Source organism: Yoonia sp. (assembly GCF_017854565.1).
Classification (GTDB): domain Bacteria; phylum Pseudomonadota; class Alphaproteobacteria; order Rhodobacterales; family Rhodobacteraceae; genus Yoonia.
The window spans coordinates 1-25,881 of record NZ_JAFMHJ010000027.1 but is presented as its reverse complement, the minus strand read 5'-3'; the positions used below and the strand labels follow the sequence as shown (position 1 = coordinate 25,881).

The window sequence follows — 25,881 nt, the reverse complement described above, 5'->3', positions numbered from 1 at the left end:
TCAGTCCCTCATGAAGTTCGGTGTGTATGCCCGGCGTTTGCGCCGAGGCGTGGTTGGTGTCCCGGCCTTGGGCGGGGCAGGCTTGGCCGGTTCAGTTGTCGTGGCTTGCTGCGGGGCCGGGCGGGTTTCGACCCCGGCCTGTTCCTCAAGTCGCCGCCATGTGGCCTCGTCCCAGCGATCCGCGCCCATGATCCACGCAGCGGCGCGGGCATAGACACGGCAGTCGAGCGCCTCGTTGCGTTCCCGCATTTTCTGCCATTCTGGGTGGCTGTAACCGCGCTTGTTGCGCACGGTAACCAGCTGTTCCGCCACCAGCTGCTTCAGCCATTCCGTGTCGATCCAGTCAGGCAGATGGACGGTGCCGGGGGCATCACAGACGCCCAGCGCCCGCTCTTCATCCGAGGGCCGTTCCAACCGCAAGAAACGATAGGTTTCGGTCTTAAACGTCGCCGTGGCCACCGACCACAGCCGCGCACCCCGCCGCAGGCGTTTGCCGCCAATGGTGGCATCGACAAAGGTTGGACCCGACACCGGCGTGGCACGGTTGAAGCCTTCCAGACCCTTGATGGGGGCGGCCTGTTCAAAGCCCTGTTTCCGCGCCCATGCGTAAACCGCCGGGGCTTCATAGCCGGTGTCGATGGCCAGCTTGCCGATCACCATCACCGCGCCATTGGCGCAGGCCCAAGTCCGACCGAGCAATGCCGTCAGTTTGTCCCAGCAGGCCGGATCGTCTGGCCCACCGGCAATGACGATGTGATCGACGAGCCAGCTTGTCCTGTCCCGACCCCAGGCCCAGACATCGACCTCGATCCGGTCCTTTTGCACATCGACGCCCGCGGTCAGGAACAAACCGCCCATCGGGATCTGTGCGCCAGCATAGGCTTCGCGCCGTTCGGCCAGCCGCTGCCATTCCGGCGCATCGCCACTTTCAACCCAAGTCTCGCCCAGCAAGGTATTGCGTGCGGCGCGCAACATCTCTTCCGAGCCTTGGGCAGCCAGCCAGTCCCGCGCGATATGCTGCCAGCTTTTCCAGCCCAGCGGCGAGTAAAGCGCCGAGATGTGGAAGCCGATGGAGTGCGGATCGGCCGAGACAGCGGTCGCCCGCCATTCGCCCCGTTCCAGCATCTGAGTCTTGTGATGCTCGGCGATGGGCTTCTCGCAGCTTTCGCAATGATAGGCGGCGGTGTCGGGCCGTCCCTTGTCCCAGCGCAGGCGTTCAAACTGCAGCCATTGCATCGCGGCGCAGTGCGGGCAGGGCACAAAATACCTGCGCTGGTCCGATGCCTCAAACTCCCTTTCAATGCGCGACAACCCCCGGATCGTGGGGGTCGAGACCATGAACACCTTGCGCCGATGCGAGAAGGTGGTGGTCCGCGCCTCGGCCAAGGTGACCGGATCGCCTTCCTCGTCGGCGGAAGCTGGATAGGCATCGACCTCGTCGAGGAAAATATACCGCGCGGGCATCGAGCGCAGGCCGGTGGCGCTGTTGGCACCGGTTAGCACCAGGATGCCACCGGGGAATTCCTTGGACAGCATCGAGTTGCCCGCATCGCGCGAGCGGGCCGGTTGCACGCGTTCGCGCAGTGCCGGGGACTCAGAAATCAGCGGGTCGAGACGGCCCCGCGACGTGCGCTTGGCCATCTCGACAGTCGGCAGCACCGCCAGCATTGGCCCCGGCGCGTGATGGATGACAAAGCCGATCCAGTTGTTACCCGCCTCCGTCGCGCCGACCTGCGCTGCTTTCATGAAGCTGATGCGCTGCGCCGGGTGGCGGGGCGACAGCGCATCCATGATCTCGCGCAAGTAGGGCGTGCGGGCGGTGCGGTACTGCCCGGGCTCGGCGCTGGCCCGCGACGATAGCTTGCGATGCTGATCTGCCCATTCCGACACCGTAAGGTCCGGGTCTGGGCGCATGCCGCGACGCCAGTTGCGCAGAATGTCTTCGGCCCCGTCAAAGCCAAGGTCGAGGTCGGCGGTCAGATCGTCGTTGGCTGTGCCGTCACTATCCGAGGCTGACCCGGAGATCGGCGAGGGCGTCGAGGTGCTGTCTGACATGGGTTTCCAGCACCCTTTGCAGGATCGCGGCCTCGATTGTCACCGGCCGCGCCGGTCGCACCGGATTGCCGGATTGTTTTTCCACCTCCGCAGCGACTTCGGCCGCCATCAGGGCCGCCACGCGGGCAGGCCAGGTCACCCAAGTATCGCGCTCCTGCCGTGCCAGTCGGAACACCAGCGCTTCCGCCCGGGCGCGATCAACCAGCGTGCCTTTCCGCTTCTGAATTGCCAGTTGTTTTTCCTGCGCCTGATAGACGGTCAGCGCGGTCCGGGCCTTCAGGTAGGACGAGCTGTCGGCTGGCCCCGAAAACCCAGCATCGCCGCCAGTGCGACCGGTGCTGCGGCGCTGCTGGTCAGGGTCCGTCATCTCCGCCCGGCGCACATCGGAGGCGGCCGCATTGATCGAACCATCGCTGTAAACCACCAGCCGACTGGCTTTGCGGGCTTTCTGGATTGCCCCACGCGACAGGCCGGAATGGGCGGAATACTCACGTTCAGACATACCTTCCATGGCGCTTTGATTGTCCTCAAGATATTGGAATTAAACGTAAATAACGAGATTATTGAGTTGATTACACTCCCGCGTAGAGCGATTCTGGGTGCAGGAAAACGATGCAACTCAGCCCCGGAGACGACGCCATGACCACCATGACCACAACCGCCGCAAAAGCCCCCAGCGAAGCCCTGCTGTTGGAGATCGCAGCCAAGCATTTCCACAGCATCGAGACGCTGGAAACCCAGAACAGCGACCGGCTCGACTTCCACGATGTGGCGGTCTGGGCGATCCGCGCCGCGCTAGAAGCGGCCTATGCCGCTGGCCACGCCGCCGCGACCAAGCGCTGAAGGAGGGCAGGGGCATGACCATGGCAACCACCACCATCCGCATCGACATCGCCACGCTGCCCGACCATCTGGACCGTTCGCGCCTGAACAGCGTCGCCGCTGGCATCGAGGACGCGCTCAAAGAAGCGGGCATTCGGGCCGATTGTTCGGACCTGTTCTCGCACATCAAGATCGACCTGCCGACCGCACAACTGGCAGCCGCCAGCGCCGTGCTGGTCGATCTGCAGCTGATCTGAGGCAAGCACATGAGCACCCGCGCGCAGATCGCCATCCAGATTGGCCCCGAGGAATGGGCGCATGTCTACGTCCATTTCGACGGCTATCCCGCCCACATGCTGCCCGCGCTGGCGCGCTGGAAACCCGAGCATATCCTCACCGCGCGCGAGATCCGGCAGGTCACACCCGAGGCGCTGGATTGCTTCACCCCGCCTCTCGATCCGCGCATTTTGCCGCGCCCGACACGGGAATTCGCCCATCTCTACATGTGGATCGGATGCCAGTGGGTGCATGTTGCGCCCCAAGATCCTGCAACGGCTGGCCCGTAGCATCTGTGGCCAGAGTGTCATCAGAACACGGCGAGTGAGGTGAACGCACCCTGATCAGCCCCGCGATGGCGGGGTTTGTCTCGGTAGGAGGGTGGCGCATCGCGCGCGCCCGAACCACCGGAGCCAGACATGACCAAGCCCACCGAAACCCAGACCAGCATCCTCCGCGCTGGCGCCCAGCGCCCCGACAACATCGCCCTGCCGCTGCCCAAAGGGCTGCATGGCGCCGCTGCGAAAAAGGTGATCACCATGATGATCGGGCGAGGCTGGCTCGAGGAGGTCGACGCCAACATTCGCTGCAATGAGCCGCTCTGGCGCGAGACCGGCGATGGCCATGGCACCACGTTGGTGGTTACCGACGCGGGCCTGCTGGCCATCGGGATTGTAAAGACCGTGGCCGCCATCCGCGCACGCGCGGCCCAGACACCAATGCCAAAGCCGCCTATCCCGCGCGCCGGCACAAAACAGGCGATGCTGATCTCCTTGCTGCAGCGGCCTGAGGGGGCCTCCATTGACCAGATCGTCACTGCAACCGGCTGGAGGGCTCATAGCGCGAGGGGTTTGATTTCCGGGGTATTGAAGAAGAAGCTGAGGTTGGCCGTGACCTCGGCGAGGGAAGACGAGCGGGGGCAGGTGTATCGCATCAGCCAGCCTGACTAGGATTGGCCCAATGACCGCCACCAGCAGCGGACATTGGCGGTTAGCTGACATCGACGATTACCCACTGGCGCATCCTTTGATCATAGGTTTCCTTGATGCCTACGAGGGGCAGGGCTCGATCCCACCCGACAACGGGGCGGCGTTTATGCCGAGAGTCTCTTTGCCTTCAGCTCGGCGAAGGTTTCACCAGTTTCCGTCAGCACCGCTTTGGCCCCGGTGAACTGCTGCCAGCGCTCAACGGCGACATCGACATAGGCCGGGTTCAACTCGATCCCGAAGCAGACCCTCCCGGTGGTTTCTGCAGCGATCAGCGTGGTGCCCGATCCCATGAAGGGTTCGAACACAGCCTGGCCCGGGCTGGAGTTGTTCAGGATCGGTCGGCGCATGCATTCGACCGGCTTCTGGGTGCCGTGGACGGTCGCCGCGTCCTGATCCTTGCCGGAGATGTGCCAGAGGGTCGTCTGCTTGCGGTCCCCGGCCCAGTGGCCTTTGCCGGATTTCTTGACGGCATACCAGCAGGGTTCATGCTGCCAGTGGTAATCGCCCCGACTGAGAACGAGGCGGTCCTTGGCCCAGATGATCTGCGACCGGACGGCAAAACCTGCCGCGACAAGGCTCTCGGCCACAGTGGAGGCGTGCAGCGCGCCGTGCCAGACATAGGCCACGTCTCCGGGGAACAGCGCCCACGCTTCGCGCCAGTCGGCACGGTCATCATTCAGCACTTTGCCGGTGCGCTTGGTCTTGGCCGCCCCCGCCTGGTTGCGCCAGGACGGGTCATATTGCACGCCGTAAGGCGGGTCGGTCACCATCAGCAGTGGCTTTACATCGCCGAGCAATCGCCCGACCACATCGGCAGCAGTGCTGTCGCCGCAGATCAGCCGGTGTGACCCGAGCTGCCAGAGATCGCCTGGCACCGACACCGGCGTGACCGGCGGTTCGGGAATGTCATCCTCGCCCTCGACGGCACCACCCTCGACCTGATCGGGATCGCGCAGCAGGGCATCCAGATCTTCGTCGGTAATCCCCAGCAGGGACAGGTCGAAATCCTCGGCCAACAGCCCCGCGATCTCGTCACGCAACATTGCCTCGTCCCATTCGCCAAGCTCGGTCAGTTTATTGTCGGCGATGCGGTAAGCCCGGCGTTCCGCCTCGTCGAGATGGCTGAGCCGGATCACCGGCACATCCTTCAGGCCCAGCATTGCCGCCGCCAGCACCCGGCCGTGCCCCGCAATCAGCTCTCCGTCGTCGGCCACCATGCAGGGCACGGTCCAGCCGAACTTGGCCATGCTGGCAGCGATCTTCGCCACCTGATCGGTGCCGTGGATCTTGGCATTACGGGCATAGGGCCGCAGCCGGTCGAGCGGCCAAGTCTCGATCTGGCTCGGCGCAAACACGAGGTCCATGGGGCAGCTCTCATTCGGGGCAGGCGGACATGCCGATGCGCGCGGGCAACATGGCCAGCGACAGGATCGGGGTCCGCGATGTGGGGGAAACGAAAGCGCCCGAGAGGGCTATCCTCCGGGCGCTATTCTTCGATGATTAATAGGTAGGTCAAGGGGGGCAGCGTTGTCAAATGAAAAATATACGTGGATTCAAAGGCTTCTCGGCAGGTGGCTTCCGCTGGCTGGCTTCCGGCGTGGTGGCTTCCGCAAACTGGATTCCTTGGATTCCGCAAAAGAATCCAGCAAGCCAAGATCGAGATTCCGCAAGCCTTTGATAATGAGTCGCTTTTCCCAAAATTATTCGGCAGGTGGATTCCGGGTGGCTTCCCCGGTGAAAGTGCCTGTCGCTAGCGAAATGCTGCGCTGCGCCCCCCCGCATACATTCGGGGCCGGGGAGGAACCATGCCAAGGGGGCGCTTGTTGCCTAGGGCGCGCATCAGAGTCTCGTACTGTCCGCTGCTAACCACATGTGCAGGCGCGGTGCAAAGACCTGTAACACCGATCAGCCGTTGAGCTGAAGACAAGCCTATCGCTGTGGCCGACGTCTAACCACAGGGATTGCGTTAGCGTTACCAGCGTGAAAATTCTTACATGCCACTTTTCACCTCTCAACCACTTATGCACAGAAAACAGTTCATTTACGTTCATGGCGCGAAGTTTTGAGCCTGGACATTTCCGACCAGAGCGCACAACATCCACCCTTAGTGTCATGGGCAGCTGTGACCACAAGAATATGGGTTTTGCGCACTTGCGCTGAAGGAGCGATACCAATGACTGCCAGCGGCCCCGCTTTCCGTTTTATCGACCTTTTCGCCGGTATTGGCGGGTTGAGGATCGGGTTCGAACGCTCCGGTGGGCAATGTGTGTTCACGAGTGAGTGGAACAAGTTTTCGCAGGAAACGTATCGCGCAAATTTCGAGGACGACCATCCAATCAATGGCGACATCACCGCGATCGATGAGGCCGATATTCCTGCGCATGACGTCTTGCTTGCGGGGTTCCCCTGTCAGCCTTTCTCCATCGCAGGAGTCAGCAAGAAGAACTCTCTTGGACGGGCGCATGGTTTCGCGGATGAAACGCAGGGCACACTGTTTTTCGATGTTGTCAGGATCCTGCGCTACCATCGTCCGAAGGCATTTCTGCTAGAGAATGTCAAAAATCTGCTGTCCCATGACAAAGGAAATACGTTCAGGGTGATCCTCCATGCCCTTGATGAGCTAGGCTATGAGGTCGATCACAAGGTCATCGACGCGCGAAGCTGGGTTCCACAGCATCGCGAGCGGATTTTCATCACCGGCTTCCGTCGGGACGCTCCCACGCGGTTTTCACTGGATGACGTTGTCGTACCGCCCGGACCGAACCCTCGTCTGTCCAGTGTCCTTCACCCCGGAGATGGGACGGAGATTGCCGAGGATCCGTATACGTGTGGGCCGTTGGCGGCTGTGGCCCCTAAATACACGCTCACACCGAACCTGTGGAAGTATCTCCAAGCGTATGCGGCAAAGCATAAAGCTGCTGGCAATGGTTTCGGGTTCGGACTCTGCGGTCCGGATAGCGTTGCCAGGACTTTGAGTGCGCGCTACTACAAGGATGGCAGTGAGATCCTGATCGCGCAGGGCGACGGCATTCCACGGCGTCTAACGCCAAGGGAATGTGCAAGGCTGATGGGGTTTGACCAGCCAGGCTCCAATCGTCCTTGGAAGATTAACGTTTCAGATACTCAGGCGTATCGGCAATTTGGAAATGCAGTTGCAGCACCTGTCGCGATCGCAATTGCCGAGGCCATGGCCCCGTGGATCATCAACACGGTCGCCCTTCGGTCGAGGAGAAGCATCATTGCCTGAAAAGACGCCGATGACGCGGTCCGAAATGATGTCGCGGATCGGAACCAAGAATACCGAACCAGAACTGAAGATCAGGCGTGGCCTTCATAGGCGTGGATTTCGCTACCGTCTCCACCGTAACGATCTGCCGGGGAAACCTGACATTGTACTTCCGCGGCACAATGTGGTGATCTTGGTCCATGGATGCTTCTGGCACGGGCACCAAGGGTGTCGGTACTTCAGGGTTCCCCGGTCGAACCCCGAATTCTGGGAGACCAAGATTCAGAAGAACCGGGACCGGGACGCAAGACAGGTTGACCAGCTTGCTGACCAAGGTTGGCGGGTCTCGGTGATCTGGGAGTGTGCTACCCGAAACTATCCGACCGAAGAACTGGCCGATAAAATCGCAGGATGGATATCCGGCAACGAAAAAAGAGATGAGATCGCCGAACATACTGGCGCATCCACAGAAATGGAACCGGAGACCACATGAGCGACCTTATCAACGAACCAGATGCCTCCCGTCTCATTTTCGGGCTGCGCGATACCGGCTACAACGTAAAGACCGCAGCGGCCGATATCGTGGACAACTCGATTGCGGCGAGGGCTAGCCATGTAAACATCCTCATTGTTCTTCATGAAACCGGACGCAAGGTTGTCTATTTCGGCGACGATGGCGAAGGCATGGATGCGGCCGGAGTGCACACGGCGATGCGCTATGGAGCTCCAGTTCGAGAGAATCCAGAGAGTCTTGGCAAATTCGGCCTCGGCCTGAAAACCGCCTCAAGCTCCGTCTGCAAAAAATTCTCACTCGTGTCCCGGAAGGCGCCGGATCAGCCTTTGGCAAAATTGTCTTGGGATCTCGAACATGTGGAACGTGTCAAGAAATGGGAGATGCTCAGCGAACCCGTCTCGACCGATGAGGAAGAGATGTTCGAGGAACTATGTGGCGAAACGGGGACGCTTGTTGTCTGGGAAAACTGCGATCGGATTCTTTCCAAGGATTTTGAGCCTGGAAGCACTAAGGAACAGGCCGCCATCAAACGTCTCGCAGATACCCTTGGCCGACATCTTTCTCTGATCTTCCATCGGTTCACCGACAAGAACGATGCTCGAGAGCGGAACGTGGAGATTATGGTGAACGACAGTCCAGTCGTCCCTTGGAATCCGTTCTATCCAAAACGCTCCGATCAGGTCCTGCCCGAGAAAAAGCAGAAGCTCGTCATCGAGATGCCTGACGGGAGTGAGGAAACGGCGTCCATCCGTGCTTGGATCCTCCCACATCGTCGGGACATGTCCAAGGACGAGGAACGTGAATTCGCGAGGATTTCCAACCGCGCACAGGGCTTCTATGTTTATCGCGAGGGTCGCTTGATACAGGACGGCGGCTGGATGGACGTCTTTGGAACACCCGAACCGCACACATCACTGCTGAGGATCGAGTTTGATTTCGGTCATGACTTGGACGATGCGTTCAGGGTGGACGTGAAGAAATCTCGCATACTTTTCCATCCCGATCTTGAAGATGGGCTGAAGGCCCTGCTGCAGCCGATCTACCGCGAGGCCGGGAACAGATATCGCCGCACCAACCGTTCAGCTACCGCCGGAACCAATACGGTTGACCACAGCAGTTCGAACAAGAATATCGCATCGACTCCAAATGCCGCGACCGCGACCGTTAACTCTGCAGATGCTACGGACCAGACGGCAGAGGTGACCAATAACCTCGGCGCTAAGATCCGCATCAAGGCGCCTGTTCAGTCGAACGTAGAGGCCGGACATGTCCACGTTGAAGCAGTGGAAACCATTCACAATGGTGACCTCTGGCAACCGGCGTTCCGAAGTGCGACGGAAGACGGTTTCGTTCCGTCCGTCCTCCTCAACAAGCATCATGATTTCTACCAGAAAATCTACCAGCGCGCCGCTGGCAACGGGTTTGCGGTCGAAGGGATGGACCTGCTCCTCTGGGCATTCGCAGTCGCCGAACAGAACAACACCAACGCAGAACTCGAGCCGATCTTCGAGGACATCCGCTCCGAGATTTCAGGAAATCTCCGAAAGCTTCTTCGGAACCTTCCTGATCCGGAACCGGAAGAGCTGTCTGAGGATGACGACCAGTAATGATCGCGGCAAAGAGACAGCTCATTGCAAATGCACTGCTCACAGGCACTGGTGCCGAGATCGCATTGGCAGTCGATACGGACGGTCTCCGCTCCGGCATGCGGCTGTGGTTTGCCGACTTGGATGAACGCCACGGGCCCGTGGCCGAGCTCAAACCCCATGGGCTGAAGTCGCATCGCGTGCGGCTGACGTTCGGAAACTTTTCGGGCGCCGTGATCCGCCAGATTGCACAGGCACCCGTCGAGGATCAGCAACTGGCAAGAGCGCTGGTATCGTCGATTGGCCCGGAGCATGAGGTGTCGATCCATGGGCAGGACTTGGCGGACTGGACTGTCGCCAGTGGGAGCTTTCAACTTCAGGCAGTCGTAAGGCATGTCGAGGGTCCAGATACGGACGAAGCCATTCGGCGCACATGTCAGGAGGTCATCGTTCCGGTCATGGCGGCGATGGCCGAATTGATTGGATACGACATACTTGAGACCGAAACAGCCGAAGCTATGCCCGCCTACGAAGGCGCGGTGCATCCTGCCAACGTGGCACGCCGGGAACGAAATCCGCGAAACCGGCTGCTTTGTATCCGGTTACATGGCGACAAATGCGCTGTTTGCGGCATCGATCCTCGCCAAGTTTACGGTGCTGGGATCGGGATAGTGGAAGTGCATCATCTTGAACCCCTCGCCAATCTTGCGGAACCGCGCCCATATGATCCGGCGTGTGATCTGATCCCGCTATGCCCGAACTGTCATCGGGCAGTTCACACCAGACGTCCGATTCCCCTGGATATTTCCGAACTCCGTCGGTGCATGGAGGACGCAGGTGCCTGATTTCGCCGCCATGCCAATTACATTTGAAGGAGTGCGCGAACGGGTACCCGCCGGTCACACCTTGTCCGAACGGTTGCTGGAACCTTTAATTCTGCTGGATCGGAATGGTGACCGGCTCTCGGCCAGCCTTGGCGGTATGAGGATGATCCGCGGACAGAAAAATGAACTCAGGGCTCCGACCGACGATCACGCATGGGTTGTCGACGGCACCGTTTTGCGGCCGCTTCCAAAAGATGCACCGAAGCTCTTCCGGATTATGCTGGGGGATGTGGACCCGAAAGATCTTCCTTTCAGCGTGGCGATCAGGCTGCTGCGAACGGTCGATGAGCGGATGTCCACGGCTGCTTCCACAAGTGTCCTGATTGCAGGACGGGATGCTGCAGACCAGGAGACCAACCCGGTTGCCCCGAGCGGTCTCCGGGCCGACCTATTTCCCTACCAAGCCCGCGGCGTCCAGTGGATGTGGGACACTGTCGGAAGGACCGGGGGGGTCATTCTGGCGGACGAGATGGGATTGGGAAAAACGATCCAGATCATAGCGCTGCTCCTCATGGACATGCCTGACCAATCAAGCCCTGCGCTCATAGTCTGTCCAACAAGTCTGATCGCCAACTGGGTCCGGGAGATTGAACGATTTGGCCCCAGTCTCGAAACGAACGTGCATCGCGGAAGTCATCGAACGGGCGTCTCCAGTGGCCTCCAAAGGTCGCGGGTCGTGATCACTACCTATGACACGATGGTAAACGATATCTCCATCTTCTCCGGCCTGGAATGGTCGTGGGTAATCTGCGACGAGGCTCAGGCTATCAAGAACCCTTCCTCCAACCGCCGTCAGGCCATCGTCACCATCCCTCGAAAGCGCTCCATTCCCATGACGGGAACTCCCGTAGAGAATACCCTGCTTGATCTGTGGTCGCTTACCGACTTTGCGATACCGGGGCTTCTCGGCACCCAGAGCGAGTTCGAGGCTGAGTTCCCGGACAGTGTCGAAGCGGGTCAGAGGCTCGGTGGCCTGACCGACCCAATCATATTGAAACGGCGTGTTGCCGATGTCGCTTCAGATCTGCCAGAACGGATTGACATCGACATACCGCTTGAGCTCGATGATCGTCTCATCGATCATTATCGTGAAGTTCGGGATACAACACTCGCTAAATATCCTGTTGCCGGGGCACTTGTCGCGACGCTTCAGCTTCAACTCCTTTGCGCACATCCATGGCTACGGCAAAACTCCGACGCTGAAGAAGAAGCCGACATCATCCCCGCGTCCAGCATGCCGCTCGTTACGCCAAAAATGGAACGCATTGCGGCCCTGCTCCGCGAGGCTTTTGCGAATGGCCGAAAGGTCATCGTGTTCGCGTTGTTCAACCGTATTGGAGACCTTCTGAAGGAGGTCTGTGCCGACATGCCCGGTGTCCACTGGGGAGCCATTAACGGGTCGACGCCTCAAGAGGACCGGCAGCCAATCGTTGACATATTTTCCGAAAATGTTGGGGCCGCATGTCTCGTCCTCAATCCAAAGGCAGCCGGTGCCGGTCTCAATATCACGGCCGCCACTGTTGTGATCCATTTCACACCGGTCTGGAACCCAGCTGTCGAGGCACAGGCGAGCGCCCGTGCCCACCGCCGCGGGCAAACGCAACCGGTCACCGTATATCGCCTGTTTTACAAAGATACTGTGGAGGAAATTATGATCGAACGATCTGCGTGGAAGAGTGATCTTGCAAATGAGACGGTTCCTGTGTCCACACGCGATGCGGACGACTTGAAGCGGGCGCTGTCCATCCTTCCGGTGAAAACATGACCGGTGATGTGTTCAGCAAAGTACTGAGCGCCAATGATGTAGGAACGACCGGTGGACATCAGGGCGGCATCTTGATTCCCAAGGGTGAAACGCAGCTACTTGCAATCCTGCCCGTACTTGATCCAGAAATCAAAAACCCGGATGCGTGGCTGGATTGTGTGGATGATGCCGGTCAGGCTCTCCGTTTCAGGTTTGTCTATTACAACAACAAGTTACACGACGAAAATGGGACACGAAACGAATTCCGGGTGACGCATATGACCAAATGGTTCCGTGACACCGGCGCTCGTGAGGGCGATGAGTTCAGGATTTCCCTGATGTCTGACAAGATGCGCTATTCAATCGGAATAATTCGTCCCGATCCTGAGGACCAGAACGAAGAAGATGGCGTTCGGATCCGCCTGTCCGGATGGCGGCGAGTCCATTGACCAGATGGATCAATGGGGCCGTGAGATCGCCGATATCTTGATCCGGGGCGAATCTGCCTCGTCAACATAACCTTCCTCACGCGCGCGCAACATGATCTGTTCAGCAATCACTGACTGCCGCCCCGACGGAATGCGGCCAGGCAACAGGCTGCAGGTCCTGAGGATGCCGTCCTCTGTCGGGCTGAATTTCCGGTTCGCCCGACCCCAATCCCTGAGCCTAGACCAAAATGGTGCCCCGATTGCAATCACGTTTTGCTGGGCTGCTATTTCTGCGTCCATCGACGTATTCCGCCGGTCATCGCGCTGCGTGGTTCGTGCTTCTTCGGGGGCTACAACACAATCCTTGAAATCATCTCCATACTCGACGACTGCGCGCTCAATTGCAGCCCAACAGGCTTGCTTCTTCCCCCATTCCGTAATGTTGTTTACACCCGCCTCTGGGGCGGTAATGACCGTCGTGGCCACTTCGGCGGCCATAAGAAGAGTGTCATTCAGAGCCCTCGGAACGGATTGTGTCCGCCAGACAGAATCCAAATCCAGCAACTTTTCGGCTTCATGGGTGTCTGATACAACCTTGGCGATCGTATAAGTGATGATGTTGGCCCGGTAACCGCCAGGATACCACGGTTGTTTCGGCACGACTTTTTCCAGATGGCGAAAGACGATCAGTTTGGCCACAAGTCGCTTGAACCACGTCTCATCAAATTTACTATCGCTGCGTGACCATTCACTTCCGATTGTCTGTGCGAACGTCCCGAAGTTCTTCTGGGCACCCTTGCTCACGGTATCAGGCTGCATCCGGAAGCTCATCTCGACTTTGGCTAGATCGGTCTTGACGAAATATTGGGACTTCGGGTTCTCGATATCGAACCGCCGACGCTCTGCAGGCGATTTTTTGGCCCGCTCCACCAGATACTGCCCTCTTGCCCGCTCGTAGAACCACTTCGTTTCCTTGTTCGTGCCCTCCGCGGCGGGTGCCAAGACGCGGCGTGAAAACTCTTCCATCCGCATGTGAAAGGGGTGGTTCGAAAAGAAATCGGCAGCACTGACCTTGTTCTGGCTGTTGGCGTATTTTGAAATGAACGGCACAATCTCTTCGGAGACCTCGTCAGGCACGACTGTAAGCTTCAACTGGACATGGACATTATCGAGCGTTTCCGGCGATGCGGACAGGGCTGCATGCAGTGACGCCGTTGTCTGTCCCCCGTTCACGATCTGCAGATTGGTGGCCCTGACGATCTGCATTCCGTTCTCGGACCTCACCACCTCGACCTCGTCTGCTGTGGCGGACAATCCGTTGTTGTAGCTGAAGAACATCTCCGGTTCATCCTTGATGGTGTCCCGAATGCCCCTGTTGACTGCACCGCGGGCCTGCAAAAAGCTCCGCACATTCGACTCGAGAAGCCGCGCGCCCCATTTGTCATAGATCTTTGCTAGCTGAGTCCCACCCATTACGATCAGGTAGCTGTCGAGCCTGTCACCACTCCTAGACGCGGCCAGTGCAGGAAGGGCCTCGCCAAAGTCATCCCGGAAATTGACGATGATCTTCTCTCGGGCATGACCCGAGGTCTCGAAGCGGTGAAATCTTGAAAGATCCCAGACGTTATAGGTGACAGGTACATCGGCTATCTTTCCAGCAAGGACGGCGTCCGTCCGGGCACTATAGATGGCGTTGGTAATCAGGATGAGTTTCACCTTGGTGACGGATGACCAAGCGGATGTGATCAAGGATGCTGCACCTGCTTCTGATGATCCCTCCATCAGATCGGAACGGAAAGCAGCGCGGCGTGATGCTGCGACAAAGTTGATCAGGCTGCCAAAGGACTTTTTCGCGTCGGCAGCATTGATTTTCACCGGAGTGGCATCGGGATGAAAGTCGCTGACGATCACGCTCAGAACGCCTTCGGATTCCCGCGGGTCGCCGCCAATTGCGTCGATCCGGACCGGCTTTCCAGAATTCCTGTCCGAGAAGTCGACCCAGTCGGAGGTAACGATCTCGCCCTCCATTTCTAGGCGGTTGGCCATTCGCTCGAAAAAGGCCTCCTTGACGTCTAGAGAGCTTTCTTCGGCGACTGCATCAAGTTCAGCCATGAGACCAGCGTGGTATTCAGTTATTTCTTCCACCGCATTATTCCCTGACTTGAATTCAAAAGCTCATTTACTCGGGAGGGCCCACTTGACCGACTGATTTTCTATATAATTGAAATCTGTAGCCCATCGGGTGTTGCCATTGCAAATGCTCGTTGGTCGCAATCCTATGCCACGGGCCCGGGACGGGTTTCATTGCCAGTAGAGTCCTTCAACCTTGGACCGGCAGTCGAAATGTCCGGCGGGCCTCGGTTCAATCTGCAGCAAAAGTTTAGTACTCGCAATCTTAACCAACCTATCACTGCCAAGGCCGCACTCTAGGCATCGCCCCCATCACCTCGATATCCCGAAGCATGCGGCCCACCGCCAATCCATCGCGAATCCAGTCCAGCGCCTGCCACCAGTCATCATAGCCGCGACGAGCGGACACAATCTGCTCCGGGTGCGGCCGCCAGGTGACCGGACAGGCCAAAACCTCGACCGTTCGCCATTTGCCGCGGGTCAGCACGCGTTCAGTGCCGACGACTATGGTGGTCGCCCGCTCGCCATGCTGATTGCGCTTGGTATCGACCGGCACGCAGCGCGGCACCACGCCGGGCATCCAGTCGGGCGTTAGCCCAGCGCGCGCCAGTTCGGCCACGCGGATCGCCATGCGGATGCCGCCGAGGCTAGCCGGCATTCCGGCAACGGTGGCGGCGATCACCTCGGCATCTGGGTGGGTGTAACTGCCCATCTTGTGCTGGCCGCCGTCAACCTTACAGCCCAGTGCTGCGCGTTGCAGCAGGACATATTCGAGGCCAAAGCCGAAGCCTTCTTCCGATACGTTCTTCGGAAGCGGCAGCTCCAGTTGAGCCTTCTCGATCCGAAACGCCCATTCAAGTGCCGCCTGCACGCCCAGAGCACGTTTTGTGCGTCCGCCGCGATTGATAATCGATCTCTGCAAGGTCATAGCACACCCCGCATCCGGAGGCGTTCCGTGGTGACGAGCCCGCGTTCCAGCATCAATCCGCACATAGCGGCGCTGATCATGTTCGGGGGCAGGTATTCGTCTGAGTTCACCTTGGCCGCATAGAATGCCGCCGTTTCATCGGGGCTGGGCCGTGGCTTGCTTTGGGCCTTGCGGCTGCGCTTGGCTTTCCCAGCACTGGCCGCCGCCTGCGCATCGCGCTGTGCAGCGCGTTCCATGAACCGGTCGAGGGCTTTGGGCCCATCGGGCGGATTGGGATGATCGCACCGGGTCTCGGTGGCGGTCTCGATGATCCGACCCTCGGACAGCCCGAGGTCATCGATCCATTGACGCACATGGGTTCTAGCTGGCGCGCCCTGCCACCAGGCGGGCAGGCTGGCATTTGCGGCGAAGCCCAGCGCATTCAGAAGTTTTGCAAAGAACCGATCAAAATCGGCCTCGCGCGCAGCCGCGTCCTCCTCCTCCTTTACTGGTTTACTTAGTGGTTCTCTTACAAGGTTAGTGTCCGGATTTCGGACACGGCTTTGGCCCTTTTCCGGACACGGGTCGGGGCAAAATCCGGACACGGCTTCGGGGTGGCTCCCGTGTCCGAAATCCGGACACGGATCAGTCGCGTCAGGCTCATCGAGACCGCACGTGCCCGCGTCATCAGTGGTTTCCAGATCGTCTGCGTACCCGTGTCCGATTTCCGGACCCGGCACCACATCAGCCGGTGTGAAGCCGCGCTCGAACCCCAGGATGTAGCGGGTCGGCTGCTGTCGCTTGGTCACTGGATCAATCCGTGGCACACGGCGCAACAGCCCCCCGGCCTCCAACTGGCGCAGGTGGTCATTCAGCGTCGAGCGGCTGATTTCGCAATCGTGGGCCAGCCGAACCTGCGAGGGAAAGCAACCGTAATCCGGGTTGAACCGGTCGCAGAGATGCCAGAGCACGATCTTGGTTGTGGGCTTCAACCCGCGCTGCTTGATGGCCCAGTTGGTGGCGTCATGGCTCATGGCGCGGACCTCCGTACAGGGGGCGCAATGCGCGTCGTAAAACCGTGATCGGCCAGCGCGCCCAGCGCCTCGTCGAGGCTGCGCACCAGCGCCCAGCCGAAGCCCTGCGCCAGCACCGCATCGCGGAAGGCCTCCTGTGTCGGGCGCAGGCGTCCTTTCGGGGCTTTCAGCTCGAGAAACAGCACGCGGCCATCGCACAGGATCACCAGATCGGCAAAGCCCGCATGGACGCCCATGCCGACCAGGATCGCCTGACGCCTTGCACCGCGGGGGCCTGGCTCGGTCACCTCATTGGCGCAGTGATGGATGATTGCCGTGCGGGGCAGGGCGAGGCGCAGGGCCTGCACGAGAGATCGCTGCAGGTCAGCTTCGGGTGTGCCGCGGCGCGTCATCCTGCGGCCCTCCCGTTCTCTTCGCGCTGGGCACGCTGCACCGGCCGCCTTGCGTCGATCACCACCAGCAGCCTCTGCGCGTCTTCACGCTCGGCGGCGGTGTCGCCATGGACGGCCAAGACCCTGCAGGCGAGCCGGATCAGGTGGTCAGAATGATGCGCCACATCGGCGATGACGGCGCGTGCCTCGGACAGGCGGTCTTGGGGCCAATTGTCATCGCCTGTGACGGAAATGTAGGGCGCTGTGCGGCAGGCAGGGTTAAACGGGATAGTGGTCATTTCCGACCTCCTGCCGTCTTGGCCCGCGGCATTTCTTGCGCCGCTAGCCAGTCTTGCACCGCCTTGCGCCGATAAAGCACCATGCGTCCTGCGCGGACACACGGCGGCCCGATGCGCCGCGCCTCCCAGCGCCCGAGCGTGTCGACCGTAACACTGAGCGCGTCGGCCAACTCCTTGCGGCTGATCCAGCACGACAGCAGGGTCGCGCCGGTCATCTCCGGTTCAGTCTGTGATTGAATCATCTCTACCTCCTATTCGCCGCCCGGCATGGGCGGACGTCGTCAGACAGCGAGAACAGATCGACAGGGGTGGCGGGGTGGCGCAGGGTGGCGCTCATTTGCTCAGACCAATGCCACCCCTTGTTTTATTGAGGTTTCGAGGTTTCCAGTCTCTGATGCCGCTCAACCCCAGCGCCCACACGCAACGTTAAGCAACGACTCAGATTGCGCTCGTGCTTTGTTCTGTGCTTCATCCACAGGTAGAGTGGATTGCAGAATCAGCAGGAGAAGGAGGCAGACATGAGTGAGATTATTTTCGATCTGGGTTTGATCTTTCACTGCCCTGCGGCCGTCGCAGACTTCCGGCGCGGCTGATCCCCATTTCCCGTTAGCAAGGCCCAAGGCCGCCTCCACAAGGGGCGCGGTGTGATGACCTGTTCCAGAACAACAAGAAAAGAAATTGAGGCATGGCTTTACCACCCCGTGTTTATTTTACCCTGCACGAAGTCGCCGCCCGCTGGGATTGCACGCTTGCAGATATTGCTGGCTGGGCGTCGGTCGGGCGTTTTGACATCATGACGGCGATTGCACCGCTTATTGTCGGATCGCAGATCGTGTCCGGGTACGTTGTGGTTTCGGTCACGGACATCCTGCAGATGTTCCGCCGCTGCGGAACCGGGCCGACAAAAAGCTTTCTGCGCCGTGTCAGGCCGAAGGACCAGGAGGATTGGATCATGATCGCGGACCCGACCGACCGCATTGAGGTTTCACTGGCAGACCTGTTGATCATGGCCGATGAGGTTCATCGCTTCGAGACGGATTGTGATCTGCTGCGGCGTCCGGCATCGCACATCGGTTCGACAGCACGCTACGATTGGGATGGGATGTATATTTTTCTCATTCGCCGCGTTCATGAACACGGCGTTCCTGAAACGCAGGCCGAATGGGTCGGGGAAGTGCAGGAATGGTTTGTAAGAAAATCCGAAAGCGGCGAGGTGCCCGATGAGCGCACAATTCGCCGACGGCTCACCCCGATCTGGAAAGCGCTGCGAGAAACGTGCTGACGAACGGTGTCGATGAGGCGCAGAAACTCATGCCAACTTCTGCGCCTCGTCCGCGTCATGCACCAGTTTCGGCCGAGGCCTGAAGGCGATGGCCACGGCATCGACGCCCGCGCGCAGCGGTGAGTCCATGAGATGGGCATAGCGCTGGGTCGTCTGCATCTGGCTATGGCCCAAGAGCTTGCCGATCATTTCCAGCGATGCGCCGCCGCTGACCAGCAGGGACGCAAAGGTGTGTCGCAGATCGTGGATGCGTACGTCCGGGATGCCAACCTGCCTCTGGATATTGGACCAGAAGCGTCTGATTTCCTTTACCGGCTGCCCCGGCACATCACCCGGAAACAGCAATTGGCATCCCCGCGGTACCAGCAGCTGGCGCTGTCGCACGATGGCTGCCGCTTCATCAGAAATCGGCAGGCGGTGAACCTTGCGCTGCTTGGTCATACTTGCGGGCTTTGACCAACTCAGATGCTCCAGGTTGAAATGTTCAAACCGCGCCTGACGCACCTCGCCAACGCGCGCACCCGTCAACATGCACATCCGGATAATGTCGGCCGCGCGGCGATCATCGGCCGCGTCCAGCGCCTCGGCCAGTTTGCGGATTTCCTCATGGCACAAAAAACGTTCGCGCGGGTTTTCGATCCGGCGGCGGAAACTCGAAGCCGGATTATCCTCGCGCCACCCCCAACCCACGGCGTAGGTGAACATCTTGCGCAGGACCTCGCCGGTCCGGTTGGCGCGCACCGGGGTCGGCTTGGCCCCCTGCAGTTTCCGCGCCCGGTTATTAGGCTTGGCCTTTGACGGGCGGGCACGGCCAGCAGCGACCTTGTTCAGCAGTTTTTCCACATCATAGGGCGTGATCTCCGTTACCAGCCGGTTGCCCCATTCCGGTGCCACAAGTTTCGCCAGCATCGATTTTTGGTCTGAGGCGTTGGTTGGGGAAAGGTGCGGCAGGTGAACTTCGGTGTAGCGCTCGATCAGATCTTTGAACCTTGGGGCCTCTCGCCCGCTTTCCTTCTGGCCCAATGGATCGCCACCAGCGTCGATCTCACGTCGCAATTCCTTCGCCCGGTCGCGGGCGGACGTCGTCGACCATTCGGGCCAGCGCCCGATGGTCATCCGCCGTTGCCGCCCTGCATGGCGATAGTCGATCGTGAATGCCCGATTCCCCGACCGGTATATGCAGACTGCAAAGCCCCGCACATCCGTGTCAAAAATCTGGTAATCACGCCCCGCCGCCGGTTCGGCATCGCGAACGCATTTCTCATTCAATCGCAATCGGTTGACCATGCAACTCACCCTCCAGTCGTCACCCCATGACGCGTAGATTCGCGCCGCTAGCAAGTGAAGCATGCCGGAAGGGGTGGCGGGGTGGCGCAGGGTGGCGGTCATATGATGAGGGGGTGCCACCCTCCAGCCATTGATAGGAAAAAACGCAAAATTCTGTTTAAAAGCTCAGACTTAGGCGCGGGCGATATCGCTGATTCAATTCCCATATTGATTGGGGCAACAAGCGATGATGGGATCGAAGCAGGAAGCGCAGGCGGCGCTGTCTTATGAGTTCTCGCTGGAAAATCACGTCCCGCAAGATCATCTGCTAGGATCGATTGATCGGTTTGTCGATCTGATCGGCATCCGCCGATGTCTTGTAGAGTTCTGCAGCGATATCCGCTGCCGATCCACTTTCGTAGCCATTGACCCAACCACACGGTGGGTCCTTATCCGCGCATTCAAGGCCAGGATTGCAGCTCGCGACCGGCGCTTCTTGAGGGATCTGGATCGCGTCTGCGCGGTCCCTTTCCGCACCATTTTAACCCATAAGATCAAGGAATTCAGAGATCGGCTCATCGGCCCGCGCAAACGTGCCGCTACTGGTGAACAACAGTTCGAAACACTCAGCGCGGCCTTCAGGATCGACCATAAACTAACACAACCAAAGCCACCCTGAACTAACGGCATCGTTGAGCGGTTCAACGGTCGCATCGGGGCAGTGCAGAAAAGCCATCATTTCCGACCTGGCGAAGAGCTGAAAACAACGCTCCAACGCTATGTCGGGCTCTACAACCAGCAGTTTCCTCAATGAGCCTTGGGTTGCAAGACGCCCTTGCAGGCGATGAAAGAATGGCACAAAATCAAACTCGAGATGTTCAGGAAGAAGCCATACTACCTGCCGGGATCCGCAAACTAACCCTTGAGAACTAAAGACTTAAAGCGCTACTCTCTTACACTGATATTTTGCTAGGAAATTTGATGGACAAAGTTAAGGCGCAAGAGTTGTACGAGAAGTTATCTGGAAAAGAAATTAACGGCTGGTGTGTCGAGGAACTGATCAACTTTGGAAAGTCGGCCGCTGTATTTAAAGCGAAAAAGAGTGCCACAGGGGAATCTGGTGCTCTAAAGGTCTTTGATGATGAGTTAATTGAGAAATATGGTGATCATGCGCAGATAGCCAGAATCGAGCGTGAACTGAGCTTGGTCGGAAAGTCGCATCCAAATATGGTCAAGATCCTGGCTGGCGGCGTTGACGCCATCACAGGAAACCACTTCTTACTAATGGAATTTTTAGATGGGCCTAACCTCAAGCAATGCTTGGGCGATATTCCAATAGGCTCGGTGGGTGATCTGGTCTCACAACTATCGTCTTGCTGCGAATTCCTCGAGAGCTTGGGTCTTACCCACCGAGACATAAAACCTGAAAATATCGTTATTATTGAAGACTTTAGTCGCCTGATCTTGTTGGATTTTGGCGTGCTTCGACCTGTTGGTGATGGAGGTATAACCGACGGTGACGGAGTCCAATCATTCGTCGGAACGCTACAATATAGCTCTCCTGAATTCTTACTCCGAAACGAAGAGGACAGTGTCGAGGGCTGGCGTGCATTGACATTTTATCAGATCGGGGCAGTCATGCATGACTTGATAATGCGTAAGGAGATATTTTCTGAAAGTGCCGAACCATATGCGCGGCTAGTTATGGCCGTACAAAATGACACGCCAACAATTCACAACGGTTCGCTGCCCAACTACCTTATCGAAACCGCAAGATTATGCCTTAGCAAAGATCCAAAAGTTCGTGTTGAGCTTCTCAGTTGGGCTTCTTTCGCCCCACCGGCAGACTCTGGAGAGGCGTTATCAGCCATGAAGAAAAGGGTTGCAGCGAGGTCTCACATGGTTGAAGGGCTCAAAGCTGATGATCAAGATACCGCCGAGATCACCAACGCATTGTTGGAAGATGTCATTTCTCACTTAAAAGTTAAAGTTCGTAGCATTCGAAATTCCAACAGGTCAGCAGTTCCACCAGTGGTCATTACGCGTAAGCACAATACAGTTTGCATATTTTTCAAGAGATCGAACGAGCATGCTCTGCTTTGCGACGTAAAAATTCTGTTAAAAATCGAAGTTATTGATCCTGCAATTGGTGCAATTCAGCTTGTTGCATCTCCTTTCTTTTGCGAGCATCAGGACTTCAAAGACGCGCATGACCATGTGGTGTATCGAGGCATATCAGCAGGCGACAATATCGTGGCAACGCTGGAAAATTGCATTTACTCTGCAATTGACCAAGCACAGCAATGGTCGCCAGATAATGATAAATCTCTGATTTCATTTAAAGAAATTTGTATTGAGGACTAGTAATGGGCGCTACTTGGTGGACAAATCCTTCAGAACTGGATGCTGATCAGAAACAGGTCGTTTCACTTAAAGATGATGGACATCATCTTGTGATTGGCCCGCCAGGTTGTGGTAAGACGAACCTGCTTCTCCTTCGGGCATCATACCTTCACAAAAAAGGTCTCAAGAAAATTGCTGTATTGACCTTCGCACGGACTCTCAGGGAGTTTTTGGCATCAGGAGCGGAACACTATTCATTCTCCAGCGATAAGATACAGACCTATATGCGTTGGGGGATGGCATTGCTTGCTGAGAATGGTGTGAATTTAGAAGATTCAGATGATTTTACTGCAAGACGGGCAAGTCTACTCGACGCCTTACAGAAGCTGGCAAGCAAAAATCTTCCTGAAAATATGTTGGACTGCATTCTGCTTGATGAAGCACAAGATTATACTTCGGATGAAATCGCTGTTTTACGCTGTTTTACGTCAAGACTTTTCGCAGTTGGTGATAGCAAACAACGCATCCAGTCCGAAGAAGAAGATGTCTTGGATGGGCTGATCGCTGAAGGCGTGACTTTATCTACTCTTAGCTTTCACTACCGTAATGGATTAAAAATCTGCCGAGTTGCGGATGGTATTCAAGGCCAGATTGATAGCGAAGACGGGCTGGAAGCGCGATCAAATTATGATGAAGATGCCTATCCCTCTACGGTTAAAGTATTATCGGGCATTTCATTGAATGAACAGGTTGAGATTGCAGTTGATGAGATCAAGACCCAACTTCAAGCGTATCCAGATGAGTATATCGGAGTCCTTTGCCCGCGAGCTCAAGAACTCGGCCAAGTGGGTCAAGCACTTATCCAATCAGAAATTGGCGACCACGTTCATGTGCAGCATGGTGAATATGAACCGCAAACACTTGATAGACGCGTTATTGTTACCACGATTCATGGCGCGAAGGGCCTAGAGTTCAGAGCAGGTCATGTTCTGGGTGCCGACTTCGTTAAGAATTTCAGACTTCAGAGAAAGATGAGTTATACTGCCGTAACACGGTGTAAAACGTCGCTTTCAGTGTATCATGAGCAAGATCTACCTGGCTATTTTGAAAGCGGGATCCAAGCCTGTGGTTCTCCACCAAAGGAACCAACAATAGATGATCTGTTTGGTTAGGGGCCCTTATGCAAATTTCTATGCTTAGTCGAGAAGCCTTCCTAGAGTGGTTGGCTGGTAGTTATGTCCCGAAAACGCTGGCTTTTAAGGATCGGCAGTTCAGCAAACCTCTTGATGCGGAGGTTGCTCTGCTATGGAAAGGGGAGCCATCGAAATCAGCAGTGCCAGTGATCTTAGTCAAGCAGCAAGGCTTGAGAGAGTTTTACGCTTTTGTAAGTACTTACGTATCTACTTATTGTCCATTCTCGGCGTTTTTTCATGTCGTTCCGTACGAAAGCGCTGCGACGATGGCCTGCCTACAGGAAAGCAGCTCTCCCGCAGTTAACATACCTGATGAGCTAATCGGTGTAGCTATAGCTGAGGCCTACGCGCAATCACGCGGCAAGATACGGTCTTTGAACGAGCTGTCTGTCCAAGGTATCCAAGCGACTCTGTCTGCGACCTTGCTGGAATTTCTTATTCGCGGAGGTGACCTGAAAGATATGAACGGCATCGCGGAAAAATGGGCTGCGATACGAAATAGCTCTTCGGATACATCCCTAGTTCTTAGTTCAGAGATGATACTAGATGTATGGACGACGATAGGCAGAGCTCTAACCTCTGCGAAGGCAAGCAAAGCACGAGACGCAAGGGCTGAAATTTCTTCAGCACTTAAGGGTGCTCTAGTTGAAAATTCATCATTGGAAAAGTGGTTTTTTCCACTCACGAATAGCATTCCCGAACTTGGAGAAGCAGTGCGTAACATGACGCTTGCACGCGAAGAAAGGGTAAGAACACTACCTATGGCTTTGAACTCTTTGCGCCAATCGAACACCGATCCTTTACTGAAGGAATTTGTGGTTGGCGGACTGTTATCAATGGTCGGAAACGGATCATTTGATCAGCTAAAACTACTCGACGAGATCTTACGAGACTTTCCCAAAGCAGCACTGTGGTTCGGTGTTATCTCGTCTTTACAAAAGCGCTCCGACGTATTGACGGCTGGCAACTGCCTTGGACGCAGAGTTGCTAGAGATGTCAAGAAATCAGTGGAAATTTTTGCGCCTCCGGAAAGCGATATATCTTTCGAAGAGCTCATGATTTTAGGGGAAGAAACACTTAAGGCGGATAGCTTCAGAACAGCACATAGCGGCGTCATATCTGTCGCGTTATACGGCACTGTAGCGTCATCATTCAGAAATCCTAAATCGAAAAGGCAAGAGATCGATGCTCAAGTCTCTAGAGAGCAAGCCAAGATCAACTTAAAAGAGTTTGAGGAGCTTAGGTTCTTGCTAGATAGAGCAAACAGAGTCCTCAGAAACTTACAGCCGTCTTCGCAGCGTGACTTGTTTGACGATAGCTCAAAATACACAAAACGAAGATGAAAGATATAAAGCTTTACTGGATGAAAATAACATAAATCAGCCCATCAGTTGAATGACTGCCGAGCGATACTGGTCTTTGGCCCAACTTGAGCAAACGGTCGCTGTGTTCGCCCATCGGACGTCGATAGCTGTAAGTTGCTGCGCGAAGCCAAGCAGCCCACTTTCTGAAAGCTGCAGCGCGGCGCTGGCCGAGCAGATGAATTTCTACTTTGGGCACTACGCGATCATGATTATTCGAAGTATTGGAGTTGTCTACATCAACGCCACCTCAACCCTCAGACGCCGTTTTGGCGCGGTCTGTGACGGTGAAAACAGGTCAACATCCGGCGTTGCCGGAATGGAAAACGCGCCAAATCAAAGGCTTGGCGTGTAAGTTGTTGAAATGAGTAAGTTATTGGAATCGCCAATGTTTTGGCTCATAACCTGAAGGTCGTAGGTTCAAATCCTACTCCCGCAACCACCGTAACCGACCCGACCCGTGCTAATCGCGCGGGTTTTGTCGTTTCCGCATCTCCCAATGCCAGAATCCCCGCCAATTCCCCAACAAGTTCAATATGATGGCCGTTCGGTGCCTCCGTGTCAGGCACCATGCGGATCTCGGAAACCAGCCCCCGCAGCGCTTCTGTCGCTTCGGTCTTGAGGCCCGGATCCTGCAGCGCTGAAGACAGATTGCGGATCTTGGTTCGGTAGACCTCCGACAAGCTCGGATGCAGCCGTAGCGCAGGAGGCTCGGGGCTTTGCGCGAGGAACGCGTCGAGCTTGCGCTTGTCGTTCTCAAGCTCTGTCATCCGCTCCTTCATGCTCGGCTGATACATGCCGTCTTCGATCGCCGCCATGATGCTGCTGATCTTCTTGTCAATCTGTGCGAGGTCGCGGCGTGCTTTCTCGCGCGCGGCATCCGCACCGGCGGCTTCGGCGTTGAAGGCGCGGCGATATTCCTCGACGAAAGTGGTGATCAGATCCGGATGCAGCAGGCTGTCGCGCAGGCCGGTCAGGACGCGGTCCTCGACAACCTCGCGGGTGATGGTGGCGCGGTTGGTGCAGATCGCAGCACCTTTATTGCGTGCTGCGACGCAGCCATAGCGCGTCTTGTTGATCAGCGTATAACTGGTCCCGCAGCAGTCACACTTCAGCAACCCTGAAAACAGATAGCTCGGGCGCCGCGCGTTCTCGGGGCGGCGCGGGCCTG

27 protein-coding genes are annotated in these 25,881 nt (G+C 57.3%); 16 read left to right on the top strand and 11 right to left on the bottom strand.

Annotated features, from left to right (window positions below; translation table 11 throughout):
• Both QZ196_RS11625 and QZ196_RS11620 read right to left on the bottom strand, forming a co-directional pair.
• Positions 1–2,055 carry a phage terminase large subunit family protein gene (locus QZ196_RS11625; RefSeq protein ID WP_296426580.1) on the bottom strand — a complete coding sequence of 685 codons (2,055 nt, stop codon included), beginning with the start codon at positions 2,053–2,055 and terminating at the stop codon, positions 1–3.
• Complete coding sequence (locus QZ196_RS11620) at positions 2,003–2,566, bottom strand: hypothetical protein (RefSeq protein ID WP_296426579.1); 564 nt, start codon at positions 2,564–2,566, stop codon at positions 2,003–2,005. The genes QZ196_RS11625 and QZ196_RS11620 overlap by 53 nt, the downstream gene beginning before the upstream one ends.
• A 128-nt stretch (positions 2,567–2,694) precedes the next feature.
• Between QZ196_RS11620 and QZ196_RS11615 the strand changes: the two genes are divergently transcribed.
• The 4 genes from QZ196_RS11615 (at position 2,695) to QZ196_RS11600 (ending at position 4,103) form a co-directional block, all read left to right on the top strand.
• Positions 2,695–2,898 (top strand): hypothetical protein, encoded by a 204-nt coding sequence (locus tag QZ196_RS11615; RefSeq protein ID WP_296426577.1) that lies wholly within the window; start codon positions 2,695–2,697, stop codon positions 2,896–2,898.
• Positions 2,899–2,912: 14 nt separating this feature from the next.
• Entirely contained in the window at positions 2,913–3,134 is a 222-nt protein-coding gene (locus QZ196_RS11610; RefSeq protein ID WP_296426575.1) for a hypothetical protein, read from the top strand.
• A 9-nt stretch (positions 3,135–3,143) separates the two neighbouring features.
• Positions 3,144–3,443 (top strand): hypothetical protein, encoded by a 300-nt coding sequence (locus QZ196_RS11605; protein WP_296426572.1) that lies wholly within the window; start codon positions 3,144–3,146, stop codon positions 3,441–3,443.
• A 129-nt stretch (positions 3,444–3,572) separates the two neighbouring features.
• Entirely contained in the window at positions 3,573–4,103 is a 531-nt protein-coding gene (locus tag QZ196_RS11600) for a DUF3489 domain-containing protein (RefSeq protein WP_296426570.1), read from the top strand.
• Positions 4,104–4,246: 143 nt separating this feature from the next.
• On the opposite strand, the gene QZ196_RS11595 is transcribed toward QZ196_RS11600, so the two are convergent.
• On the bottom strand, positions 4,247–5,506 hold the full coding sequence (locus QZ196_RS11595; protein ID WP_296426569.1) for a site-specific DNA-methyltransferase: 1,260 nt from the start codon (positions 5,504–5,506) through the stop codon (positions 4,247–4,249).
• Positions 5,507–6,315: 809 nt separating this feature from the next.
• On the opposite strand from QZ196_RS11595, the gene dcm reads away from it, so the two are divergent.
• Genes dcm through QZ196_RS11565 form a run of 6 tightly spaced genes read left to right on the top strand, consistent with a single transcriptional unit; the run spans position 6,316 to position 12,545 of the window.
• Entirely contained in the window at positions 6,316–7,389 is a 1,074-nt protein-coding gene (gene dcm / locus QZ196_RS11590) for a DNA (cytosine-5-)-methyltransferase (protein WP_296426567.1), read from the top strand.
• On the top strand, positions 7,382–7,861 hold the full coding sequence (locus QZ196_RS11585; protein WP_296426566.1) for a very short patch repair endonuclease: 480 nt from the start codon (positions 7,382–7,384) through the stop codon (positions 7,859–7,861). Before dcm ends, QZ196_RS11585 begins: the two co-directional genes overlap by 8 nt.
• Positions 7,858–9,489, top strand: a complete 1,632-nt coding sequence (locus QZ196_RS11580) for an ATP-binding protein (protein ID WP_296426565.1) — start codon at positions 7,858–7,860, stop codon at positions 9,487–9,489. The genes QZ196_RS11585 and QZ196_RS11580 overlap by 4 nt, the downstream gene beginning before the upstream one ends.
• Positions 9,489–10,313, top strand: a complete 825-nt coding sequence (locus QZ196_RS11575; RefSeq protein WP_296426564.1) for an HNH endonuclease — start codon at positions 9,489–9,491, stop codon at positions 10,311–10,313. Before QZ196_RS11580 ends, QZ196_RS11575 begins: the two co-directional genes overlap by 1 nt.
• A complete protein-coding gene (locus QZ196_RS11570; RefSeq protein WP_296426563.1) occupies positions 10,306–12,117 on the top strand; it encodes a DEAD/DEAH box helicase in 1,812 nt (603 codons plus the stop codon). The genes QZ196_RS11575 and QZ196_RS11570 overlap by 8 nt, the downstream gene beginning before the upstream one ends.
• Entirely contained in the window at positions 12,114–12,545 is a 432-nt protein-coding gene (locus QZ196_RS11565; RefSeq protein ID WP_296426561.1) for an EcoRII N-terminal effector-binding domain-containing protein, read from the top strand. Before QZ196_RS11570 ends, QZ196_RS11565 begins: the two co-directional genes overlap by 4 nt.
• A gap of 9 nt (positions 12,546–12,554) precedes the next feature.
• Here the strand turns inward: QZ196_RS11565 and QZ196_RS11560 are convergent, their stop codons facing one another.
• The 6 genes from QZ196_RS11560 to QZ196_RS11535 form a co-directional block, all read right to left on the bottom strand.
• Complete coding sequence (locus QZ196_RS11560) at positions 12,555–14,636, bottom strand: AIPR family protein (RefSeq protein WP_296426560.1); 2,082 nt, start codon at positions 14,634–14,636, stop codon at positions 12,555–12,557.
• A gap of 295 nt (positions 14,637–14,931) precedes the next feature.
• Complete coding sequence (locus QZ196_RS11555; protein WP_296426559.1) at positions 14,932–15,582, bottom strand: hypothetical protein; 651 nt, start codon at positions 15,580–15,582, stop codon at positions 14,932–14,934.
• A complete protein-coding gene (locus QZ196_RS11550; protein ID WP_296426556.1) occupies positions 15,579–16,595 on the bottom strand; it encodes a helix-turn-helix domain-containing protein in 1,017 nt (338 codons plus the stop codon). Before QZ196_RS11550 ends, QZ196_RS11555 begins: the two co-directional genes overlap by 4 nt.
• On the bottom strand, positions 16,592–16,987 hold the full coding sequence (locus QZ196_RS11545) for a VRR-NUC domain-containing protein (RefSeq protein ID WP_296426555.1): 396 nt from the start codon (positions 16,985–16,987) through the stop codon (positions 16,592–16,594). The genes QZ196_RS11550 and QZ196_RS11545 overlap by 4 nt, the downstream gene beginning before the upstream one ends.
• The gene (locus QZ196_RS11540; protein WP_366510972.1) at positions 16,984–17,265 is read right to left on the bottom strand and encodes a hypothetical protein; all 282 of its coding nucleotides are present in this window, start codon (positions 17,263–17,265) and stop codon (positions 16,984–16,986) included. Before QZ196_RS11540 ends, QZ196_RS11545 begins: the two co-directional genes overlap by 4 nt.
• A complete protein-coding gene (locus QZ196_RS11535) occupies positions 17,262–17,507 on the bottom strand; it encodes a transcriptional regulator (protein ID WP_296426553.1) in 246 nt (81 codons plus the stop codon). Before QZ196_RS11535 ends, QZ196_RS11540 begins: the two co-directional genes overlap by 4 nt.
• Before the next feature lie 443 nt (positions 17,508–17,950).
• Here QZ196_RS11535 and QZ196_RS11530 point away from each other — a divergent pair, with 443 nt between their 5' ends.
• The gene (locus QZ196_RS11530; RefSeq protein WP_296426551.1) at positions 17,951–18,547 is read left to right on the top strand and encodes a hypothetical protein; all 597 of its coding nucleotides are present in this window, start codon (positions 17,951–17,953) and stop codon (positions 18,545–18,547) included.
• Positions 18,548–18,574: 27 nt separating this feature from the next.
• On the opposite strand, the gene QZ196_RS11525 is transcribed toward QZ196_RS11530, so the two are convergent.
• Positions 18,575–19,834: a site-specific integrase gene (locus QZ196_RS11525; protein WP_296426549.1), complete on the bottom strand. Its 1,260-nt coding sequence runs from the start codon at positions 19,832–19,834 to the stop codon at positions 18,575–18,577.
• 226 nt (positions 19,835–20,060) lie between these two features.
• On the opposite strand from QZ196_RS11525, the gene QZ196_RS11520 reads away from it, so the two are divergent.
• The 5 genes from QZ196_RS11520 to QZ196_RS11500 all read left to right on the top strand — a co-directional run bounded on the left by QZ196_RS11520 (position 20,061) and on the right by QZ196_RS11500 (position 25,065).
• Positions 20,061–20,492, top strand: a complete 432-nt coding sequence (locus QZ196_RS11520; RefSeq protein ID WP_296426620.1) for a hypothetical protein — start codon at positions 20,061–20,063, stop codon at positions 20,490–20,492.
• Between the two features lie 302 nt (positions 20,493–20,794).
• Positions 20,795–22,177: a protein kinase gene (locus tag QZ196_RS11515; protein ID WP_296426547.1), complete on the top strand. Its 1,383-nt coding sequence runs from the start codon at positions 20,795–20,797 to the stop codon at positions 22,175–22,177.
• Between the two features lie 2 nt (positions 22,178–22,179).
• Positions 22,180–23,328, top strand: a complete 1,149-nt coding sequence (locus QZ196_RS11510; protein WP_296426545.1) for an AAA family ATPase — start codon at positions 22,180–22,182, stop codon at positions 23,326–23,328.
• 8 nt (positions 23,329–23,336) lie between these two features.
• Entirely contained in the window at positions 23,337–24,692 is a 1,356-nt protein-coding gene (locus tag QZ196_RS11505; protein WP_296426544.1) for a hypothetical protein, read from the top strand.
• Between the two features lie 52 nt (positions 24,693–24,744).
• Positions 24,745–25,065, top strand: coding sequence for a hypothetical protein (locus QZ196_RS11500; protein ID WP_296426543.1), 321 nt, complete (start codon positions 24,745–24,747; stop codon positions 25,063–25,065).
• A 43-nt stretch (positions 25,066–25,108) separates the two neighbouring features.
• On the opposite strand, the gene QZ196_RS11495 is transcribed toward QZ196_RS11500, so the two are convergent.
• A partial coding sequence (locus QZ196_RS11495) for a zinc ribbon domain-containing protein (RefSeq protein WP_296426542.1) occupies positions 25,109–25,881 on the bottom strand: 773 nt, incomplete at its 5' end.

Bases quoted from the DNA above. Each gene is read 5' to 3' on its own strand.
- QZ196_RS11595 (WP_296426569.1), bottom strand. From the start codon at position 5,506: ATGGACCTCGTGTTTGCGCCGAGCCAGATCGAGACTTGGCCGCTCGAC.
- QZ196_RS11545 (WP_296426555.1), bottom strand. From the start codon at position 16,987: ATGACGCGCCGCGGCACACCCGAAGCTGACCTGCAGCGATCTCTCGTG.
- QZ196_RS11605 (WP_296426572.1), top strand. From the start codon at position 3,144: ATGAGCACCCGCGCGCAGATCGCCATCCAGATTGGCCCCGAGGAATGG.
- QZ196_RS11565 (WP_296426561.1), top strand. From the start codon at position 12,114: ATGACCGGTGATGTGTTCAGCAAAGTACTGAGCGCCAATGATGTAGGA.
- QZ196_RS11575 (WP_296426564.1), top strand. From the start codon at position 9,489: ATGATCGCGGCAAAGAGACAGCTCATTGCAAATGCACTGCTCACAGGC.
- QZ196_RS11500 (WP_296426543.1), top strand. From the start codon at position 24,745: ATGACTGCCGAGCGATACTGGTCTTTGGCCCAACTTGAGCAAACGGTC.
- QZ196_RS11525 (WP_296426549.1), bottom strand. From the start codon at position 19,834: ATGGTCAACCGATTGCGATTGAATGAGAAATGCGTTCGCGATGCCGAA.
- QZ196_RS11510 (WP_296426545.1), top strand. From the start codon at position 22,180: ATGGGCGCTACTTGGTGGACAAATCCTTCAGAACTGGATGCTGATCAG.
- QZ196_RS11555 (WP_296426559.1), bottom strand. From the start codon at position 15,582: ATGACCTTGCAGAGATCGATTATCAATCGCGGCGGACGCACAAAACGT.
- QZ196_RS11610 (WP_296426575.1), top strand. From the start codon at position 2,913: ATGACCATGGCAACCACCACCATCCGCATCGACATCGCCACGCTGCCC.
- dcm (WP_296426567.1), top strand. From the start codon at position 6,316: ATGACTGCCAGCGGCCCCGCTTTCCGTTTTATCGACCTTTTCGCCGGT.
- QZ196_RS11540 (WP_366510972.1), bottom strand. From the start codon at position 17,265: ATGACCACTATCCCGTTTAACCCTGCCTGCCGCACAGCGCCCTACATT.
- QZ196_RS11620 (WP_296426579.1), bottom strand. From the start codon at position 2,566: ATGGAAGGTATGTCTGAACGTGAGTATTCCGCCCATTCCGGCCTGTCG.
- QZ196_RS11600 (WP_296426570.1), top strand. From the start codon at position 3,573: ATGACCAAGCCCACCGAAACCCAGACCAGCATCCTCCGCGCTGGCGCC.
- QZ196_RS11615 (WP_296426577.1), top strand. From the start codon at position 2,695: ATGACCACCATGACCACAACCGCCGCAAAAGCCCCCAGCGAAGCCCTG.
- QZ196_RS11560 (WP_296426560.1), bottom strand. From the start codon at position 14,636: ATGGCTGAACTTGATGCAGTCGCCGAAGAAAGCTCTCTAGACGTCAAG.
- QZ196_RS11530 (WP_296426551.1), top strand. From the start codon at position 17,951: ATGGCTTTACCACCCCGTGTTTATTTTACCCTGCACGAAGTCGCCGCC.
- QZ196_RS11580 (WP_296426565.1), top strand. From the start codon at position 7,858: ATGAGCGACCTTATCAACGAACCAGATGCCTCCCGTCTCATTTTCGGG.
- QZ196_RS11515 (WP_296426547.1), top strand. From the start codon at position 20,795: ATGGACAAAGTTAAGGCGCAAGAGTTGTACGAGAAGTTATCTGGAAAA.
- QZ196_RS11550 (WP_296426556.1), bottom strand. From the start codon at position 16,595: ATGAGCCATGACGCCACCAACTGGGCCATCAAGCAGCGCGGGTTGAAG.
- QZ196_RS11625 (WP_296426580.1), bottom strand. From the start codon at position 2,055: ATGTCAGACAGCACCTCGACGCCCTCGCCGATCTCCGGGTCAGCCTCG.
- QZ196_RS11505 (WP_296426544.1), top strand. From the start codon at position 23,337: ATGCAAATTTCTATGCTTAGTCGAGAAGCCTTCCTAGAGTGGTTGGCT.
- QZ196_RS11520 (WP_296426620.1), top strand. From the start codon at position 20,061: ATGATGGGATCGAAGCAGGAAGCGCAGGCGGCGCTGTCTTATGAGTTC.
- QZ196_RS11535 (WP_296426553.1), bottom strand. From the start codon at position 17,507: ATGATTCAATCACAGACTGAACCGGAGATGACCGGCGCGACCCTGCTG.